This is a genomic window from Halorhodospira neutriphila (assembly GCF_016584055.1).
Taxonomy (GTDB): Bacteria; Pseudomonadota; Gammaproteobacteria; order Nitrococcales; family Halorhodospiraceae; genus Halorhodospira; species Halorhodospira neutriphila.
Map to the genome: position 1 here is coordinate 1 of NZ_NRSH01000044.1, position 15831 is coordinate 15831.

Below are 15831 nucleotides of genomic sequence, written 5' to 3' on the forward strand. Positions count from 1 at the left end.
GCCTATACCCCCCGCCTACGACCCCGCAGCCCACAGCAGCAGCGCCAGCGCCCCGGCGACGGCGGCGAGCAGCACCAGCGCCCGGTACAGCGGCGCGGTCCAGGGCTGGCGGCCACCATCCGGCTTATAGCCGGTGATCATCGGGCGCAAGAGGTCCTCGCCGCGAACGAGGCGGTAGACGGCGATCGCCAGCACGTGGAGGACGACCAGCGCCACGAGGGTGTTGGCGAAGCCGGTGTGCAGCCCGCTCAGGGCGTCCGCCGTCGCGTTGCTGACCGCGCCGTTCAGGGGCCCGCTGAACAGGATGTCGTCCGTGGCGAAGAGCCCGGTCACCGCCTGGAGGAGCGCGGCGGCGAGGAGCACCACCACCGCCCAGCCGCCGAGGGGGTTGTGCCCGAGCGCGGGCGCCTGGCGGCGCCAGCCGCGCACGTAGCGCCACACCTTCCGCGGCCCGGCGAGGAAGTCGGTAAAGCGCGCCGTCTCGCTGCCGAGGACCCCCCAGAGCAGCCGGAAGCCGACGAGGACGATGACCGCGTAGCCGCTCCAGGTGTGGACGTGGCGCCACTCGAAGCCGAGCTGGGCGCTGACCCAGGCCAGGACGAGGGCGATGAACAGCCCCCAGTGGCTGAGGCGCACCGGCAGATCCCAGACGTAGACACGGCGTGGCGGTTGCTCCATGAGAGCCTCCCTCTGCTGACGGAAAATCCCTCGTGCTGGGCCCTCGCCCGGCGGGGCCAGGGCCGCCCTAGCGAGCCGATTGCATGACTCCATCGTAGCACCGCGCCGGCCCCACCCCGTCGACGATCCGGCGCAGCTGCCCGGCGAGGCGCAGCGCCAGGTCGTCGGGGTGGATGGCCACGCGCAGCGGCCGGCGGCGGCAGAGGTGCCGGGCGCAGCCGGCCATGGCCCGGTTGAGCGCCCCGGCGCCGAGGGCGCGCACGGCGGTGTCCGCCTCGAAGCCGACCAGCGGCAGCCGGCGGCAGCGGCCGGTCGCCGTCTCGGTCACCCCGCTCAGGGTCTCCACCCACTCGAAGGGGGTCTCGGCGAGGCGCGCGCGACCGATCGGCCCCAGCGCCCAGGCCGGCGGGACGTAGAGCGACGGCCGGCCGAGGCCGTGGTCGTCGAACCACGCCGCGTTGCGCGCCATGAGCCCGGCGATGGCCGGCCCGTCGAGGGCCAGGTGCTCGGCGACGTTGCGCGAGAGCAGCGCGCCGTGGAGCCGGTGGTAGAGGCCGCGGCGCTCGGCGACGTAGTGGGCCCAGCCGTGGCCGGCCAGGCGGTGGCCGCGCCCCTGCCAGCGCCGCAGGGTGTCGATCTGGGCCGGCGTCCAGCCGCGCCCGGGGACCACCAGCAGGGTCACCGGGCGGACGCCGGCGGCCTCGAGCCAGTCGAGCAGGCCCGCCGTGCGCGCCAGCGTCTCCGGCATGACGTCGTGGATGGAGACGAGGGCGGCCGTCATGCCCTGGGCCCCTCGCCCGGGGCGCCGGCCGCCCGCCCGAGCACGCCGAGCCACTCGTCGACGGCCGCCGCGGCGCGCTCGACGACCGTCCGGCGGGCCGCCTCGGCGCGCTCCCGGCGCACCTCCGCGGGCAGGGCCGCGACCCGCTCGATGGCCTCGGCGAGCGGCTCCCCGGGGTGGATCCGCTCGAGCAGCTCGGCGTACGCCGGCCACTCGAGGATCCCGCAGCCGGAGGAGACCAGGGCCGTCCGGCCCCGGGCCAGCGCCTCCAGGGCGACGGTGCCGAAGGCCTCGATCGTCGAGGGCAGCACCAGCAGGTCGGCGCCGTCGAGGGCGCTGAGCACGCCCTGGCGGTCGCACCAGCCGCCGTAGGTGATGTTCGGGCAGGCCGCGGCGTACGCCTCGACGCTCGCGCGCTCCGGCCCGTCCCCGTAGACGGCGAGCTCCAGCCCCGGCAGGGCGCGGCCCGCCTCGAGGAGCTCGTGGATGCTCTTCTCGCGGGCCAGCCGGCCCACGTAGAGGACCCGGCGCAGGGCCTCCCGCGGCGGCGTCGCCGGCGTCTCGACGAAGGCCTTGGGCAGCAGGGTGCCGATGGTGCTCGCCCGCTGCGCCCCCTCGGCGAGGGCCGCATCCCGGAGCGGCTCGGAGACGGCCACGACGTGCTCGGCGCGGCGGATCAGGCGCCGGTTGAGCCGCTCCAGGTACCAGCGGTTGAGCCGGCCGAGCAGCCGGTTCCAGTAGAGCTCGCTGAGCGCCTCGAGCGGCGTGTGGCTACCGACGACCAGCGGCGTGCCCGTGCGCCGGGCGAAGCGCCCGGCGAGCAGGCCGTAGGGCCCCGGCGTCGCCGCCACGACCACGTGCGGCGCCAGCGCCCGGAGGCGGCGCCGCAGCCGCAGCGGCGAGGGCAGCTCCAGCGACTGCGTCCGGTCGCCGGGCAGCGGCACCCGCAGCCACGGCCTGAGCCCCTCGGCCTCGGGGCAGAGGAGCTCCACCGCCGCCACCCGCCCGGCCAGGTGGTCGGCGAGATCGCGGTAGTAGCTGCCGACGCCGTTGCGCTCGGGCGCCGCGTCCGAGACGAGGGCGACCCGCAGCGAGCCCTCCGGCACACCGCCCCCTACGGGCATACGGCGACCTCCGGCGCCGCCCGCGCCGGGCCCCGCTGCGCGGTGGCGACGTCCGCGGCGGGGATCACGCCCTCGGCGTCGGCGGGGAAGTAGTCCTCGAGCCGGCCGCAGGCCCGGTAGATGGCCTCGGCGTCCAGGCCGAAGTCCGCGGCGGCGTGGCGGCGCGCCGGCTGGCCCGTCGGCCCCTGGGCCCGGACGAGCTCCTGGGGGGAGAGCTCGATGGGGGGGTGGTCGAGCAGCTCGCAGGCCCGCTCGATGGTCCGGGGCATGTCCCGGCGCATGGCCTCGGTGGCGATGAGCACCGCCTGGCCCCGGGGCAGCTCGGCGAGGCTCGCGGCCAGGTGGCGGTAGTAGAAGGCCAGCAGCTGCAGGAACTGGTGGCCGAGGCGCCGGGCGTCGTAGCGGCCGTGGAGGGTGGCCATGCCGTCCTCGACGGCGTGCAGCTGCGAGGGCACCGCCGCCGCCGGGTCGCGCAGGCAGCAGAGGATCCGGCAGTCGGGGAACTGCGCGACCAGCGAGCGGGCCATCGGGGCGAAGGAGGCGTTCTTGCTCAGCAGCCGCCGCTGCGGGCCGTGGACGTAGAGGTGCTTCTGGACGCAGCGCTCGTAGAAGGCCATCACCCGGCGGCGCTGCCCCGGGCTGAGGTCGCGGTCGAAGTAGCCCATCTCCCAGGCGCTGCGCGCGTCCGTGAAGGGGACGATGAGCACGAAGCTCGCGAGCAGCGGCAGCAGGACCAGGTAGTCCTCCTCCGGCTCGTCGAGCCGGACCGGGTGGGTCTGCTCCAGGGCGCCGAAGAGCCGGCCCTCCACCCAGGAGACGAGCCTCCGGCCGGGCCCGCCCACGTACCGGTCGACCCGCCCGACGCCGCGCCAGAAGAGGCGCCAGGTCACGGAGATGCCGAAGATGCACTCCCACGTCGTGAAGGTGGTCCAGCTCGGGTCCGCGGCCAGGGTCCGGTGCAGGGCCGTCGTCCCGCTGCGCGGCACGCCGAGGATGAACGTCGGCTCCCGGACCTCGACCCGCCGGTAGCCCCGGAAGAGCAGCTCGTCGAGGGCGAGCCCCACCAGGTGGTAGAGGGCGAACAGCGGCAGGCCCAGCAGCAGCAGCGTGGTGAGCAGGTAGTGGCGCGGGCTGCGCCCGGCGATGGGCTTGCGCCCCGGGGCCCACGCCGCCCGCCACAGCGAGCCGTAGCGCGCACAGGTATCGCGGAGTAGCGCCAGCATCCGTCAGAACTCCCGGCCGCGGTCAGTGCGGCCTAGTGTGCTCATAAAGGGGGCATTTGGCCACGCCCGGGAAAAGGCGCGCCACCCCGTCCGGGGACAGCGCGGTGACCCTCCGCTTGCAGCCCGGTTACCGGCCCCGGCCGCGATTGACGCGGCCGTAGGGCGTTGATTAGCTAATGGCCCTGGAGCCACCACGACACGGACACAGCCCTATGGCCCCCATCACTCGCCCGCCGCGCCCCCGGCGCGGCCCCCTGCGGCGCATCGGCCGCGCCCTGGCCGTCCTCCTGCTGCTCGGCATCGCCGCGGCCGCCCTGCTGCCGCTGCTCATCCCGACCAAGCCGCTGGCCGTGGAGAGCACCGCGCAGGAGGCCGCCACCGAGGAGAGCCGCTTCCTCGAGATCCCCTTCCCCGGCACGGACGGGCTGCGCATCCACTACCTCGCCGAGGGGCCCGCGGGGGACGCCCCCGCCTCGGCGCCCGGGTTCCTGCTCCTGCACGGGTTCACCTTCAACGCCTTCACCTGGCGGGAGCTGCTCCCGGAGCTGGCCGCCCACGGCCGGGCGGTCGCCTACGACCAGGTCCCCTACGGGCTCAGCGCCAAGCCGACGGCCGCGGAGTGGTCCGGCCCGAGCCCCTTCACCCCCGAGGCGGCGGTGGACCACCTCCTCGCCGTCCAGGAGGCGCTGGGCATGGAGCGGACCGTGCTCGTGGCCAACTCCGTCGGCTCGGCCATCGCCCTCAACGCCACCCTGCGCGCCCCCGGGCGGGTCGCCGGGCTGGTGCTGATCAACCCCAAGAGCGTGGTCAACCGCCCGACGCTGCCGCAGTGGCTCGCCGAGACCCCGCAGCTCTACCGCCTGGGCCTGTGGGGCTCCCGCTGGCTGGGGCAGAGCACCGCCCTGCTCGAGGCCTCCTACCACGACGAGAGCCGGATCACGGCCGCGGACCGGCGCTTCGCCACCCTCCACGCCCGGACCCCGGGCTGGGACCTCGCCTGGGCGCAGGTGATGCAGCGCGCCCTGACGAACCCGCTGGAGCGCAGCGAGGACGTCGACCGGATCGAGGCGCCGGTGCTCATCCTGGTCAGCGAGCAGGACGAGATCGTCCCTCCCGAGGACCCCCGGGGCCTCGCGGAGGCGCTGCCGCGCAGCCGCCTCGTGACCCTCGAGGACTGCGGCCACGCCGCGCAGCAGGAGTGCCCCGGGCAGGTCCACGAGGCCATCGCGGCGTGGCTCGCCGAGCGCCGGGCTCAGTAGGGGATGGGCTGGCCATCCCAGCTGAAGAGCCCGCCGCTGTCGGCCGGGCGCAGCCCGTCGATCACCGCCAGCAGCTGGCGGACGGTGCGCTCCGGGGCGAAGAGCTGCTCGGCCGGCACCCAGGCCTGGAAGGGCGCCGAGAGGTCGGTGTCCGTGGTACCCGGGTGCAGCGCGGCGCAGGTGACCCGCGGGGCGCGCCGCTCGAGCTCCACCGCCAGGGTCCGCACCAGCTGGTTGAGGGCCGCCTTGGAGGCCCGGTAGCTGTACCAGCCGCCCTTGCGGTTGTCGGCGATGGAGCCGACCCGCGCCGAGATGGCCGCCCAGACCGCCGGCTCGCCGTGGCGCAGGCAGGGCAGGAAGGCGCGGGCCACGAGCAGCGGCCCGATGGCGTTGACCCGGAAGAGCTCGGTCAGCGCCTCGGCGGAGACCTCCTCGAGGCGCTTCTCGGGGCGGATCCCCCGCTGGCGGTCGTGGAGCAGCCCGGCGGCGTTGACGAGCAGGTGGAGCCGGCCGCCGGCCTGCTGCACCGTCGCCGCAGCGGCCTCGATGCTCGCCTCGTCGGTGACGTCCAGGGGCAGCACCCGCAGGCGCCCGCCGCTGCCCTCGGCCAGCCCCTGCAGGGCCGAGGCCGCCTCGGGGCGGCGGCAGGTCGCCCAGACCGTGCCCACCTGCGGGGCCTGCAGGCACTGCCGGACGAACTCCAGGCCGATCCCGCGGCTCGCCCCCTGGATCAGCACCTCGCCGCCGTCGGGTATCCACGCTAGCGTCATAACGCCTCGCTGGCCTTGCCGCAGGGCGTCGCCGGCCGTCTCAGCCTCCCTCGCGGCGACCACCCTCAAGCACAATCCGTTATAATGGTAATCATTCTCCTTCTACGGAACCAGCGCCATGCCCGACTCCCCTGCCCGCCCCGTGGTCTTCTACGACGGCAACTGCCCCATCTGCCGCCGCGAGATCGCCGGCTACCAGCGGCTCGACAAGGCCGGCGCCATCGAGTGGCGCAACCTCCACGACCCGGGCGCCCTCGACGGCAGCGGCCTGAGCTGGGACCAGGCCATGCAGCGCTTCCACTGCCGCGATGAGCACGGGGTGCTGCGCGGCGGCGTGGACGCCTTCACGGTGGTCTGGTCGCACCTGCCCTACTGGCACCTGCTCGCCCGCACCGTCCGCGGGCTCGGCCTCGTCCGCCCCCTGGAGCCGCTCTACCAGTGGTACGCCAACCGCCGCTACCGGCGCCGCTGCCGGGCCGAGGGCTGCGAGATCGACTGAGCCGCCGCCCCCGCACGCCGGGGGCCGGCGCCCCCCATCCATCCGCCATCCGCTAGCGACCGCAGAGCCGCAGACGAGCCATGGCAGATCTCGGCGTCATCATCACGACCCTCGGGGTCCTGATCCTCCTCGGCCTGGTCGGGGACCTCCTCTCCCACCGCCTCCCCCTGCCCCGCGTCACCCTGCTGGTCCTCTTCGGGGTGGCCATCGGCCCGCCGGGGCTGGACCTGCTGCCGGAGGTCGCCGACCAGTGGTACCCCTTCATCAGCAACCTCGCCCTGCTCATGGTGGGGTTCCTGCTCGGCAGCAAGCTCTCCCTGGCGAACCTGCGCCACGTCGGCCGGCACGTCCTGGGGGTCTCGCTCTTCGAGGTCCTCGGCGCCTCCCTGCTCGTGCTCCTCGCCCTCTGGCTGGCGGGCGCGCCGCCGGCCCTCGCCCTGATCCTGGCCGGGATCGCCCCGGCCTCGGCGCCGGCGGCCGTGACCAACGTCGTCGAGGAGGCGCAGGCGGAGGGGAAGTTCACCGACACCCTGCTCGGCATCGTCGCCCTCGACGACGCCTGGGGGCTGATCGTCTTCTCGCTGCTGCTCGCCGTCGCCCAGAGCCTCGGCGGCGACGGCTCGGCGTGGGCGGCGCTGCTCCACGGCGGCCGGGAGCTCGGCGGGGCGCTGCTGCTCGGGCTCGCCATCGGCGTCCCCGCCGCCTTCGTCACCGGCCGCCTGAAGCCCGGGCAGCCCACGCAGGCGGAGGCGATCGGGGTGGTGCTCCTCGCCGGCGGCCTGGCGCTGCTCCTCGAGGTCTCCTTCCTGCTCACCGCCATGGTCGTCGGCGCCACCATCGTCAACCTCGCCGCCCACTACGAGCGCCCCTTCGCCGAGATCCAGTACATCGAGTGGCCGTTCATGATCCTCTTCTTCCTGCTCGCCGGCGCCTCGCTGCACCTCGGCGAGCTGGCCCAGATCGGGCTGATCGGCGGGGCCTACGTCCTGGCCCGCGCCCTCGGCCTGATCCTCGGCGCCTACGCCGGCGGGCGGATCTCGGGGGCGCCGGCGCGCGTCCGGCGCTGGATGGGGCTCGCCATCATGCCCCAGGCGGGCGTCGCCCTCGGCATGGCCCTCGTCGCGGCGAACGCCTTCCCCGCGCTCCAGGAGCGCATCGTCACCCTGGTCGTCGGCTCCACGGTGCTCTTCGAGCTCCTCGGCCCGGTGCTCACCCGGACGGCGCTGGTGCGCTCCGGGGAGTGGGGCCGGGGGAAGGGGGCGGCCGCCTCCGAGTAGGGGCCGCTGCGCCGCCCCGGGCCCGGGGCGCCCCCGCCGGCGGGCCGGCGACGGAGGCCTTGGCCCGCGGGGAGCAGGGCTGCACAATTACAGGCTCTTCCCTTCGAGCCGCAGGAGCGCCACCCAGCCCATGCCACCGATGCAGCTGTTCGACCACCCGGAGTTCGACGGCCACGAGCGCGTGCTCTTCGGCTGCGATCCCGGCAGCGGGATGCGCGCCGTGATCGCCATCCACGACCGCACCCTCGGCCCCGGCGTCGGCGGCTGCCGCGTCCGCCCCTACGCGAGCGAGGCGGAGGCGGTCACCGACGTCCTGCGCCTGTCCCGGGCCATGACGTACAAGTCGGCCCTCGCCGAGATCCCCCTCGGCGGCGCCAAGATGGTGGTCCTCGCCGACCCGGCACAGGAGAAGACCCCGGAGCTGCTGCACGCCGTCGGCCGGATGGTCGAGGACCTCGGCGGCGGCTACGTCACCGCCGAGGACTCCGGCATGGGCGCGGCGGACCTGGAGCGGGTCGCCGAGGCGACCCCCCACGTGGTGGGCATCCGCAGCGAGGCGCCGAGCCCGGGGCGGCGCCACCAGGCCACCATCTCCGCCTCCACCGCCTACGGCGTCTTCACCGGGCTGCGCGCCGCCGTCGCCCACCGCCTCGGCCGCCGCGACCTCGACGGCCTGCGCGTGGCGCTGCAGGGCGTGGGCAGCGCCGGCTGGAAGCTCGGCGAGCACCTCCACGCCGCCGGCGCCCGGCTGTGGGTCAGCGACGCCGACCCGGCGCGCGCCGAGCAGGCCGCCGCGGCCTGGGGCGCCGAGGTGGTGCCGCCGGAGGCGATCCACGCCCAGGAGGTCGAGGTCTTCGCCCCCTGCGCCCTCGGCGCGGTCCTCAATGACGAGACCGTCGAGCAGCTGCGCTGCAGCGTGGTCGCCGGCGCCGCCAACAACCAGCTCGCCCGCCCCGAGCACGGCGAGCGGCTGCGCCGCCGCGGCATCCTCTACGCCCCGGACTACGCCATCAACGCCGGCGGGATCATCGAGGTCGCCTACGAGCTGCAGGGGGATACCGACCCCGAGCGCCTGCGCCGCCACCTCGAGCGCATCGGCGCCACGCTGGAGCGGATCTTCGAGCGCGCCGAGGCGGGCGGGCTCGATACGGCGACGGTGGCCGACCGGCTCGCCGAGGAGCGCCTGCGCGGCGCCGCCGCGGCCTAGCGCCGCTGCGGGCGCCGCTCAGCGGGAGATGATCACCCCGATCCCGAAGTGGACCCGCGGCCGGAGCGCGGAGCGGGGGCTGCCCTCGGGCCAGAGGTGCACCCGCTCGGTGGCGAGCACGGGGTAGTCGAGGCGCTGCTCGCCCACCTGCCCCTGCTCCAGCGCCCGGATCGGCCCGCTGGCCGTCACCAGCCGCCCCGCCCGGTAGTCCACGCCCTCGAGAAAGCCCGGGTAGTCGATCAGGAAGCGCCCCTCCGGCGGCTCGTCGATCTGCGGGAGCTGGCGCCGGTCGAGGGGGTAGGCGACCACCTCCAGCCGGGTGCGCTCCTCGAGGTACTCGACCTCGAGGATGCGACCGCCCCAGATGACCTCGGCGCCGAGGCGCTCCGCCCCGGCGGCGGCCGCCTCGCGGGCGGTGAGCGCGGCGACCCCCGCGCCGCGCTCGAAGGGCGCCGCGGCGCAGCCGGCCAAGAGCGCCGCGGCGAGCAGCAGCGCCAGCCCCGTGACCGCGCTCCGGCGGGTCATCGGCCACTCACCGGCACGGCGGGCGGTAGCCGGGCCAGCCCCACGGCGGCCACGGCTCGTAGTACCACGGATCGCAGTACCAGGGGTCGTAGTAGGCTCCCGGCGCCTGTTGCGGCGGCAGGGGCCAGAGGTAGTGGTCCGTGACGGCCACCACCGGGTACTCGTAGTCGTAGTCGCCGATCTCGCCGCCGACGGTGCCCTCGAGCCGCCCGACCACGGTCACCGTGCGCCCGGTGGCGTAGGTGGCCGGCTCCAGGAATCCCGGCACGCGGGCGTAGAAGCGCCCCGCGGAGCGGTCCGACGCCGCGGGCTCGCCGCCGCTGCCCAAGGGGCGCTCGACGATCTCCAGCCACGTCGCCTCCGCCTCGTTGCGCAGCTCGACGATCTCCCCGCCCCAGCGCACGGTCCGCCCCGCGTAGCGCGCCGGGTCGCTGCGCACCTGCTCGAGGCCCGGGGCGTCCTCCGGGGCGCGGCGCACGCTCTCCGGCGCGGAGCTGGTGGCGCACCCCGCCAGCGCCGCCAGCCCGAGCAGCGCCACAGCCAAGCCGCCTCGAGGTGCCATAGTCTTCGCCTCCTCCCCCACGGCCCGGTGAGGGTCTACGCTGATCTCTCCAGCATAGCGGAGCGCGGGGCCCGACGGGGAGCCGCGGACGGGAGCGCGGCGCCGGGGCTAGCGCCCGCTGCGCCGGCGCCGGCCCTTGCGCTGCAGGGTCTCCCACGCCGTGCCGGCCAGGCCGATGCCGGCCCCGGCCATGGCCATGTAGACCTCGTCGACGCCGGCCCGGCGCATCCGCGCCTCCTCGTCCTCGTACATGATCTGCGCGACGATGGGGCCGCTGAACCCGCGCCGGCGCAGCTGCCGCACGGCGATGAGCTTGCCCTCGAGATCCGGCGTCGCCAGGATCACGCCGCGCAGGGGGCCCAGCTCGAGGCCGTTCCAGAAGCAGACGTCCTCGGCGTCGGCGTAGACGACGCTGCGGCCCTGGGCCTGGTGCTCGGCGACCTTCGCCGGGTCGGCGTCGATGCCGGCGACGTCGATCCCCTGGCCGGCGAGGTGGCTGAAGGCGGCGGTCCCCGTGCGCCCCATGCCGAGGATCAGCAGCTCGGCGCTGCCCAGGGAGACGGGCTGCTCGTCCGGGTGGTGGCTGCGGCGCTCGAAGCGCCGCAGGAAGGCCTCGAAGCGGTCGAAGAGCGGGTGGGAGAGCCGGTTGAGCGGCGCGGCGATGACGAAGCTCAGGGCCACCGTCAGCGCCAGCGGCACGAGCCAGCGCTCATCGAGGACCCCGGAGGCGACGATCAGGCCGAACTCGCTATAGCAGCTGAGGCTGAGGCTGCCGAGGAAGGCGTTGCGCCCGCGCAGCCGGAAGAGGATCAGCAGGGCGAAGAACAGCAGCCCCTTCAGCGGCAGGAGCGCGGCGAAGGCGAGCGCGAAGAGCAGCGCCTCGGTATCCGGCAGCCCGGCCATGCCGATCTGCAGGAAGAAGCCGACGAGGAAGACCTCCTTGACCCCCCAGAGGGCCTGGGAGATCTCCTGGGCCCGGGAGTGGCCGGAGAGGAGCACGCCCATGGCCAGGGCGCCGAGCTCGGGGCTCAGGCCGAGGAGCTCGAAGCCCTGCCCGCCCACCGCGATGGCGAGCACCGCCCCCATGACCACCACGAGCTCGTCGTGCCCGGCGATGTCGAGCAGCCAGTAGAGCGCGGGGCGCAGCAGCGGGAGGCCGAGGACGAGCAGCGCCGCGGGGGTCGGGGTGTGGCCGCCGGCGACGCTGAGCACCGCCAGGGCGATGAGGTCCTGGATGATCAGGATGCCGATGGCCACCCGGCCGTGGAAGGCGCGCAGCTCCCGCTTCGCCTCGAGGACCTTGGCGGCGAGCACCGTGCTCGAGAAGGCCAGGGCGACGGCCAGCAGCACCGCGGTCCGGGGCTCCACGCCGGCGAGCAGGACGAGCCCGGCGGCGAAGACCCCCGTGGTGACCAGGAAGTGCAGGAGCGCGCCGCCGATGACCACCGGCTCGACGAGGTTGCGCAGCCGCAGCTTCAGCCCCACCGTGAACAGCAGCAGGAGCACGCCGAGGTGGGCGACGTGGTCGAGCACCGGGCCCGCCGCCTCGGGCAGGCCGACGGCGGGCCCGTAGTAGTTGAGGGCGAAGCCGGCGGCGAGGAAGCCGACAAGGGGGGGAAGGCCGGCCAGGCGGACCAGTACGCCGAAGACGAAGGCGAACGACAGCGCGAGAACCTCGATCAACTCCCCTCTCCCTGTCTGCAAATCCGCAAAGGCTCTCATCGCCCCGGTGCGCGCGCAAGCCGCACGCCGCCCACCGCCGGCTGCGCCTTGACACGCCCGGCACCCCGCAGGAATCCATTACGCCTGCAGATCCTTGAGGATCTCGCTGTCGGGCTCAGGGGGACGCCCGGCCGGCGACGCCTGGGAGGTAGGCGGCGCAGCGGGCGGTCTTGAACGGGAACCGGCGGGGCTGCAAAATGCCGCATGCCTTTCAGATCGTCTTCCTCCCAGAGCGCGCAGCCGATCTCGGCGACCACCTACGCCGCCCTCGGCGCCGGGCTGATCGCCGTGGCCTACGGGCTGGCCCGCTTCGCCTTCGGCCTCTTCGTCCCGCCGATCCGCGAGGAGCTCGGCCTCTCCGCCGAGGTGATGGGGTTCATCGGGGCGCAGCCGTTCATCAGCTTCGTCTTCGCCAGCCTCTTCGCCTCGGCCGTCGCCGAGCGCCTGGGCGCGCGCGCGGCCACCGTGCTCTCCGGCGCCTTCGCCGTGGCGGGGCTGACCCTGATCAGCCAGGCCGAGGGCCCGCTGGTCCTCGGCGCCGGGGTCTTCGCCTGCGGGCTCTGCACCGGCACGATGATGCCCGCGCTCAACACCGGGCTGCACGCCGCCGTCCGGCCCACCCTGCACGGGCGCGTCAACGCCGTGATGAACGCCGGCACCAGCCTCGGCGTCGCCCTGGCCGTGCCGGCGGTGCTCCTGCTCGCCGGCGCCTGGCGCGAGGCCTACGCCGCCTTCGCCCTCCTCGCGGCCCTCGGCGCTGCCGCCGCCTGGGCCCTCCTGCCGGCCTCGGCCGCGGCGGACCGCGAGGCCCCGGCAACGCCTCCGGCCCGCCTCCCCGCGCAGCAGCGGCGGCGGGTGATCGAGCTGTGCCTCTTCTCGGCGGCGATGGGCGGGGTCAGCTCGGCGTACTGGGTCTTCGCCCCGGACCTGGTCGTGGCCCTCGGCGGCCTGGAGCCGCACCTCTCCGGCTGGCTGTGGCTGGCGGTGGGGGTGGCCGGGCTCGCCGGCGCGGCGGCCGGCGACTGGGCGGACCGCCACGGCGCCGGCGTGACCCAGGCCGTGGCGCTCGCCACCCTCGCCGCCGGCCTGCTGCTGCTGATCGCCGCCCCCAGCCAGCTGATGCTGGCCATCGCCTCGGCCGCCCTGTTCGGGGTGGCGTACATGACGCTCACGGCGGTCTACCTGATCAGCGGTATCCGGCTGCTCCCCCACCGCCCTTCCCTGGGGGCGGTGCTGCCGTTCCTGGCCATCGCCGTCGGGCAGGCCATCGGCTCGCCGCTGGCCGGCTGGGCGGTGGAGCGCTTCGGCTACACGGGGGCCTTCGCCGCCTTCGCCGGCCTCGGCCTGGCCGCCGCCGCGTGCTGGCCGCTGTTCCCGAGCTCGGGGCCGGCGGCGCAGGCGGCTAGCGCCGCTGGGCCCAGCGAGCCAGATCCGCCCCGGCGAGGGGACGGCTGAAGTAGAAGCCCTGCGCCTCGTCGCAGCCGTGCTCGCGCAGGAACGCCAGCTGCTCCGCCGTCTCCACGCCCTCGGCGATCACCCGCAGCCGCAGGCCGTGGGCCATGCGGATGAGCGTCGAGCTGATCACGACGTCCTCGGTGTCCTCGGGCAGGCCGCGGACGAACGACTCGTCGATCTTCAGCTTGGCGACGGGGAAGCGCTTAAGGTAGCCGAGGTTGGAGTAGCCGGTGCCGAAGTCGTCGACGACCAGCTGCAGCCCGCTGCGCTGCAGCGACTGGAGCGTCGAGCGTACCGGCTCGGTCTCGTGGAAGAAGAGCCCCTCGGTCATCTCCAGCTGCAGCGCCGAGCTCGGCAGCCCGTAGGCCTCCAGGTGGCGGAGGATGCCCTCCGCCAGGTCCGAGCGGCCTAGCTGGGCCGCGGAGAGGTTCACCGCCACCGGCAGCCCGGCCAGGGCCGTCTCGCGCCACGCGGCGCACTGCCGGCACGCCTCGGCGAGCACCCAGTCGCCGATCCGCGCGATCTGGCCGCTCTCCTCGGCGACGGGGATGAAGTTCGCCGGCGAGATCAGCCCGTGCCTCGGGTGGCGCCAGCGCACCAGCGCCTCGACCCCAACGACGGCGCCGCTGGCGATATCGACCTGCGGCTGGTAGCCGAGCTCCAGCTCCCCCCGGCGCTCGGCGTCGCGCAGGCCGGACTCCATCTCCAGGCGCTGCTGGACCCGGCGGTTCATTGGCTCGGTGAAGAAGCAGTAGCGGTTGCGCCCGCCGTGCTTGGCGCTGTACATGGCCGTATCGGCGTTGCGCACCAGGGTGTCCGCCTCGACGCCGTCCTCGGGGCAGAGGCTGATGCCGATGCTCGGCGTGACCACCAGCTCGGTGCCGGCGAGGCAGAACGGCGAGGCCAGCGCCGCGACCACCTTCTCCGCCACCTGCGCGGCGTCCTCGGCGCTGTCGATCTCCGGCAGCAGGAGCAGGAACTCGTCGCCGCCCTGGCGGCAGACCGTGTCCATCTCCCGGGTGACCCCGAGCAGCCGCTGCGCCACCTCCTGGAGGAGCTGGTCCCCCACCTCGTGGCCGAAGGCGTCGTTAACCCCCTTGAAGCGGTCGAGGTCGAGGAAGAGCACGGCCAGCCGGCCGCCGAAGCGCCGCCAGCGGGTCAGCGCCTGCTCGAGCCGGTCGAGCATCTGCGCCCGGTTGGGCAGGCCGGTGACCAGGTCGTGGGCGGCGAGGTAGCGGGTCCGCTCCTCGAGCTCGAAGCGGTCGAGGGCGTAGCCGACGTCCCCGGCCAGCTCCTCGATGAGGCGGACGACCTCGTCGCTGAAGAAGTCGGTCCGCCCCGCGTAGACCGCCAACGCCCCGATCACCTCACCGCCCGCCTGCAGGGGGCAGGCGGCGACCGCGCTGTAGCCGAGCTCCCGGGCCGCCCCTTGCCACGGCACGGCCTCCGGGGCCCCGAGGAAGTCGTCGAAGACCACCGTGGCCTCCGCCTGGAGCGCCCGCCCCACCGGGCCCTGCCCCTCGGGGCGGCGGGGATCGGCGCTCACCCGGCAGCGCTCGAGGTAGCGCTCGGCGCGCTCGCCGCCGGCCCAGGCCCGCGGCGCCACCCACTGCGTCTGCGGCTCGATGAGCCCGATCCACGCCATCTCCAGGCCGCTCTGGTCGGTGAGGATCCGGCAGACGCTCTCGAAGAGCTCGTAGCGGTCGGCGGCGCGCATGATCATCTGGTTCGCCGCGCTCAGCGCCGCGTAGAGGACGCTGAGCTGCTCGACGCGCTGCTGCGACTCCTGCAGCTCGGTAAGGTCGCGGGTGATCGCCAGGACCGACTCGGCCGGCCCGCCGGCCTCGCCCCCCTCGGGGACCAGGCGCGCCTCGTAGAAGCGCTGCCGGCCGCTCGAGCCGGACATCCGGAAGGTGAGCTGCTGCATCTCGCCCTGGTCACGGGCCTGCTCGAGGTGGTTGTCCCAGAGGGCGACGAGGGCGGGCTCGTAGCCGAGCTCGGCGTGGGTCCGGCCGAGGAAATCCGCCCGGGGCCGGCCGGCGGCCTCGCTGACGCGGGGGTTCACGTAGGTATAGCGCAGGCCGCGGTCGAAGCGGGCGATGAGGTCGGGGGCGTGCTCGGCGAGGGACTCGAAGGCCTCCTGCCGGCCGCGCAGGGCCGCCTTCTCCCGGACCTGCTCGGAGACCTCGGCCTGGTAGCGGGCCAGGCGCCGCAGCAGCACGTAGAGCAGCCCCGCAGTGGCGAGGATAAAGGCCATCCCCTTGAGCGCCTGCAGGGTGGGGAGCCACTCCGCCGGGGCCGCATAGGCGAGCAGCGCATCGCTGCCGACGATCCAGAGCAGGCCGGCGACCGCGTAGGTGCCGGCGACCGTCAGCGCCTGCCAAGGAGGCCTGGGCGGCACGGCCCCTCCTTACAGTGACCGGGGTACGGCTATTGTCGCACTATTCTCTCACGGCGGCTGGGCGGGATTGAATTGGCGGGGCTTCAATCCGGCCGCTGGAGGCGCTCGGCCAGGCCGGACTCGCGCCGGGTCCGGCGCTGGACGCCGCGGGCGAGGACCGCCGCCGGGCCGTAGAGGGTGACCCGCTCGCGGGCGCGGCTGACGGCGGTATAGAGCAGCTCCCGGGTCAGCAGCGGGGTGTCGGCCTCCGGCAGCAGGACGTGGGCCTCGTCGAGCTCCGAGCCCTGGCTCTTGTGCACGGTCAGGGCGTAGGCCGCCTCGTGGCTCGGCAGCGCCGAGGGCAGCAGG

General features: G+C 74.9%; 15 protein-coding genes. 5 read left to right on the forward strand and 10 right to left on the reverse strand.

The genetic code is table 11. The features are described 5' to 3' along the window. Positions 1 to 15: 15 nt before the first annotated feature. The 4 genes from CKO13_RS05445 to CKO13_RS05460 all read right to left on the reverse strand — a co-directional run bounded on the left by CKO13_RS05445 (position 16) and on the right by CKO13_RS05460 (position 3806). Positions 16 to 678 (reverse strand): cytochrome b/b6 domain-containing protein, encoded by a 663-nt coding sequence (locus CKO13_RS05445; protein WP_200257638.1) that lies wholly within the window; start codon positions 676 to 678, stop codon positions 16 to 18. 67 nt (positions 679 to 745) lie between these two features. Then, complete coding sequence (locus CKO13_RS05450; protein WP_200257639.1) at positions 746 to 1459, reverse strand: polysaccharide deacetylase family protein; 714 nt, start codon at positions 1457 to 1459, stop codon at positions 746 to 748. Then, a complete protein-coding gene (locus CKO13_RS05455) occupies positions 1456 to 2583 on the reverse strand; it encodes a glycosyltransferase (RefSeq protein WP_200257640.1) in 1128 nt (375 codons plus the stop codon). Before CKO13_RS05455 ends, CKO13_RS05450 begins: the two co-directional genes overlap by 4 nt. Further along, positions 2574 to 3806 (reverse strand): sulfotransferase, encoded by a 1233-nt coding sequence (locus CKO13_RS05460; protein ID WP_200257642.1) that lies wholly within the window; start codon positions 3804 to 3806, stop codon positions 2574 to 2576. The genes CKO13_RS05455 and CKO13_RS05460 overlap by 10 nt, the downstream gene beginning before the upstream one ends. A 212-nt stretch (positions 3807 to 4018) precedes the next feature. Between CKO13_RS05460 and CKO13_RS05465 the strand changes: the two genes are divergently transcribed. Further along, on the forward strand, positions 4019 to 5065 hold the full coding sequence (locus tag CKO13_RS05465) for an alpha/beta fold hydrolase (RefSeq protein ID WP_200257643.1): 1047 nt from the start codon (positions 4019 to 4021) through the stop codon (positions 5063 to 5065). Here CKO13_RS05465 and CKO13_RS05470 read toward each other — a convergent pair. After that, positions 5059 to 5835, reverse strand: coding sequence for an SDR family oxidoreductase (locus CKO13_RS05470; protein ID WP_200257644.1), 777 nt, complete (start codon positions 5833 to 5835; stop codon positions 5059 to 5061). The two genes, CKO13_RS05465 and CKO13_RS05470, sit on opposite strands and share 7 nt — an antisense overlap. A 118-nt stretch (positions 5836 to 5953) precedes the next feature. Between CKO13_RS05470 and CKO13_RS05475 the strand changes: the two genes are divergently transcribed. The 3 genes from CKO13_RS05475 to CKO13_RS05485 all read left to right on the forward strand — a co-directional run bounded on the left by CKO13_RS05475 (position 5954) and on the right by CKO13_RS05485 (position 8818). After that, positions 5954 to 6334 (forward strand): thiol-disulfide oxidoreductase DCC family protein, encoded by a 381-nt coding sequence (locus CKO13_RS05475; RefSeq protein WP_200257645.1) that lies wholly within the window; start codon positions 5954 to 5956, stop codon positions 6332 to 6334. 80 nt (positions 6335 to 6414) lie between these two features. Next, positions 6415 to 7611 (forward strand): cation:proton antiporter, encoded by a 1197-nt coding sequence (locus CKO13_RS05480; protein ID WP_200257651.1) that lies wholly within the window; start codon positions 6415 to 6417, stop codon positions 7609 to 7611. Between the two features lie 130 nt (positions 7612 to 7741). Then, entirely contained in the window at positions 7742 to 8818 is a 1077-nt protein-coding gene (locus tag CKO13_RS05485; protein WP_242467907.1) for a Leu/Phe/Val dehydrogenase, read from the forward strand. Positions 8819 to 8836: 18 nt separating this feature from the next. Here CKO13_RS05485 and CKO13_RS05490 read toward each other — a convergent pair whose 3' ends face one another. The 3 genes from CKO13_RS05490 to CKO13_RS05500 all read right to left on the reverse strand — a co-directional run bounded on the left by CKO13_RS05490 (position 8837) and on the right by CKO13_RS05500 (position 11588). Further along, positions 8837 to 9343, reverse strand: a complete 507-nt coding sequence (locus CKO13_RS05490) for a Slp family lipoprotein (protein ID WP_200257653.1) — start codon at positions 9341 to 9343, stop codon at positions 8837 to 8839. Between the two features lie 7 nt (positions 9344 to 9350). After that, a complete protein-coding gene (locus CKO13_RS05495) occupies positions 9351 to 9905 on the reverse strand; it encodes a Slp family lipoprotein (protein ID WP_200257655.1) in 555 nt (184 codons plus the stop codon). Between the two features lie 108 nt (positions 9906 to 10013). Further along, the gene (locus tag CKO13_RS05500; protein WP_200257657.1) at positions 10014 to 11588 is read right to left on the reverse strand and encodes a cation:proton antiporter family protein; all 1575 of its coding nucleotides are present in this window, start codon (positions 11586 to 11588) and stop codon (positions 10014 to 10016) included. Positions 11589 to 11831: 243 nt separating this feature from the next. Here CKO13_RS05500 and CKO13_RS05505 point away from each other — a divergent pair, with 243 nt between their 5' ends. Then, positions 11832 to 13082: an MFS transporter gene (locus tag CKO13_RS05505; protein WP_200257659.1), complete on the forward strand. Its 1251-nt coding sequence runs from the start codon at positions 11832 to 11834 to the stop codon at positions 13080 to 13082. Here the strand turns inward: CKO13_RS05505 and CKO13_RS05510 are convergent. Further along, entirely contained in the window at positions 13030 to 15483 is a 2454-nt protein-coding gene (locus CKO13_RS05510) for an EAL domain-containing protein (RefSeq protein WP_200257661.1), read from the reverse strand. The two genes, CKO13_RS05505 and CKO13_RS05510, sit on opposite strands and share 53 nt — an antisense overlap. 83 nt (positions 15484 to 15566) lie before the next feature. Then, positions 15567 to 15831, reverse strand: a 265-nt coding sequence (locus tag CKO13_RS05515) for an ATP-binding domain-containing protein (protein WP_200257663.1), incomplete at its 5' end; no start/stop codon positions are given.

Excerpts from the sequence above, each read along its gene's own strand:
- CKO13_RS05445 (WP_200257638.1), bottom strand. The coding sequence starts at position 678 with ATGGAGCAACCGCCACGCCGTGTCTACGTCTGGGATCTGCCGGTGCGC.
- CKO13_RS05455 (WP_200257640.1), bottom strand. The coding sequence starts at position 2,583 with ATGCCCGTAGGGGGCGGTGTGCCGGAGGGCTCGCTGCGGGTCGCCCTC.
- CKO13_RS05450 (WP_200257639.1), bottom strand. The coding sequence starts at position 1,459 with ATGACGGCCGCCCTCGTCTCCATCCACGACGTCATGCCGGAGACGCTG.
- CKO13_RS05480 (WP_200257651.1), top strand. The coding sequence starts at position 6,415 with ATGGCAGATCTCGGCGTCATCATCACGACCCTCGGGGTCCTGATCCTC.
- CKO13_RS05465 (WP_200257643.1), top strand. The coding sequence starts at position 4,019 with ATGGCCCCCATCACTCGCCCGCCGCGCCCCCGGCGCGGCCCCCTGCGG.
- CKO13_RS05495 (WP_200257655.1), bottom strand. The coding sequence starts at position 9,905 with ATGGCACCTCGAGGCGGCTTGGCTGTGGCGCTGCTCGGGCTGGCGGCG.
- CKO13_RS05505 (WP_200257659.1), top strand. The coding sequence starts at position 11,832 with ATGCCTTTCAGATCGTCTTCCTCCCAGAGCGCGCAGCCGATCTCGGCG.
- CKO13_RS05470 (WP_200257644.1), bottom strand. The coding sequence starts at position 5,835 with ATGACGCTAGCGTGGATACCCGACGGCGGCGAGGTGCTGATCCAGGGG.
- CKO13_RS05475 (WP_200257645.1), top strand. The coding sequence starts at position 5,954 with ATGCCCGACTCCCCTGCCCGCCCCGTGGTCTTCTACGACGGCAACTGC.
- CKO13_RS05490 (WP_200257653.1), bottom strand. The coding sequence starts at position 9,343 with ATGACCCGCCGGAGCGCGGTCACGGGGCTGGCGCTGCTGCTCGCCGCG.
- CKO13_RS05485 (WP_242467907.1), top strand. The coding sequence starts at position 7,742 with ATGCCACCGATGCAGCTGTTCGACCACCCGGAGTTCGACGGCCACGAG.
- CKO13_RS05460 (WP_200257642.1), bottom strand. The coding sequence starts at position 3,806 with ATGCTGGCGCTACTCCGCGATACCTGTGCGCGCTACGGCTCGCTGTGG.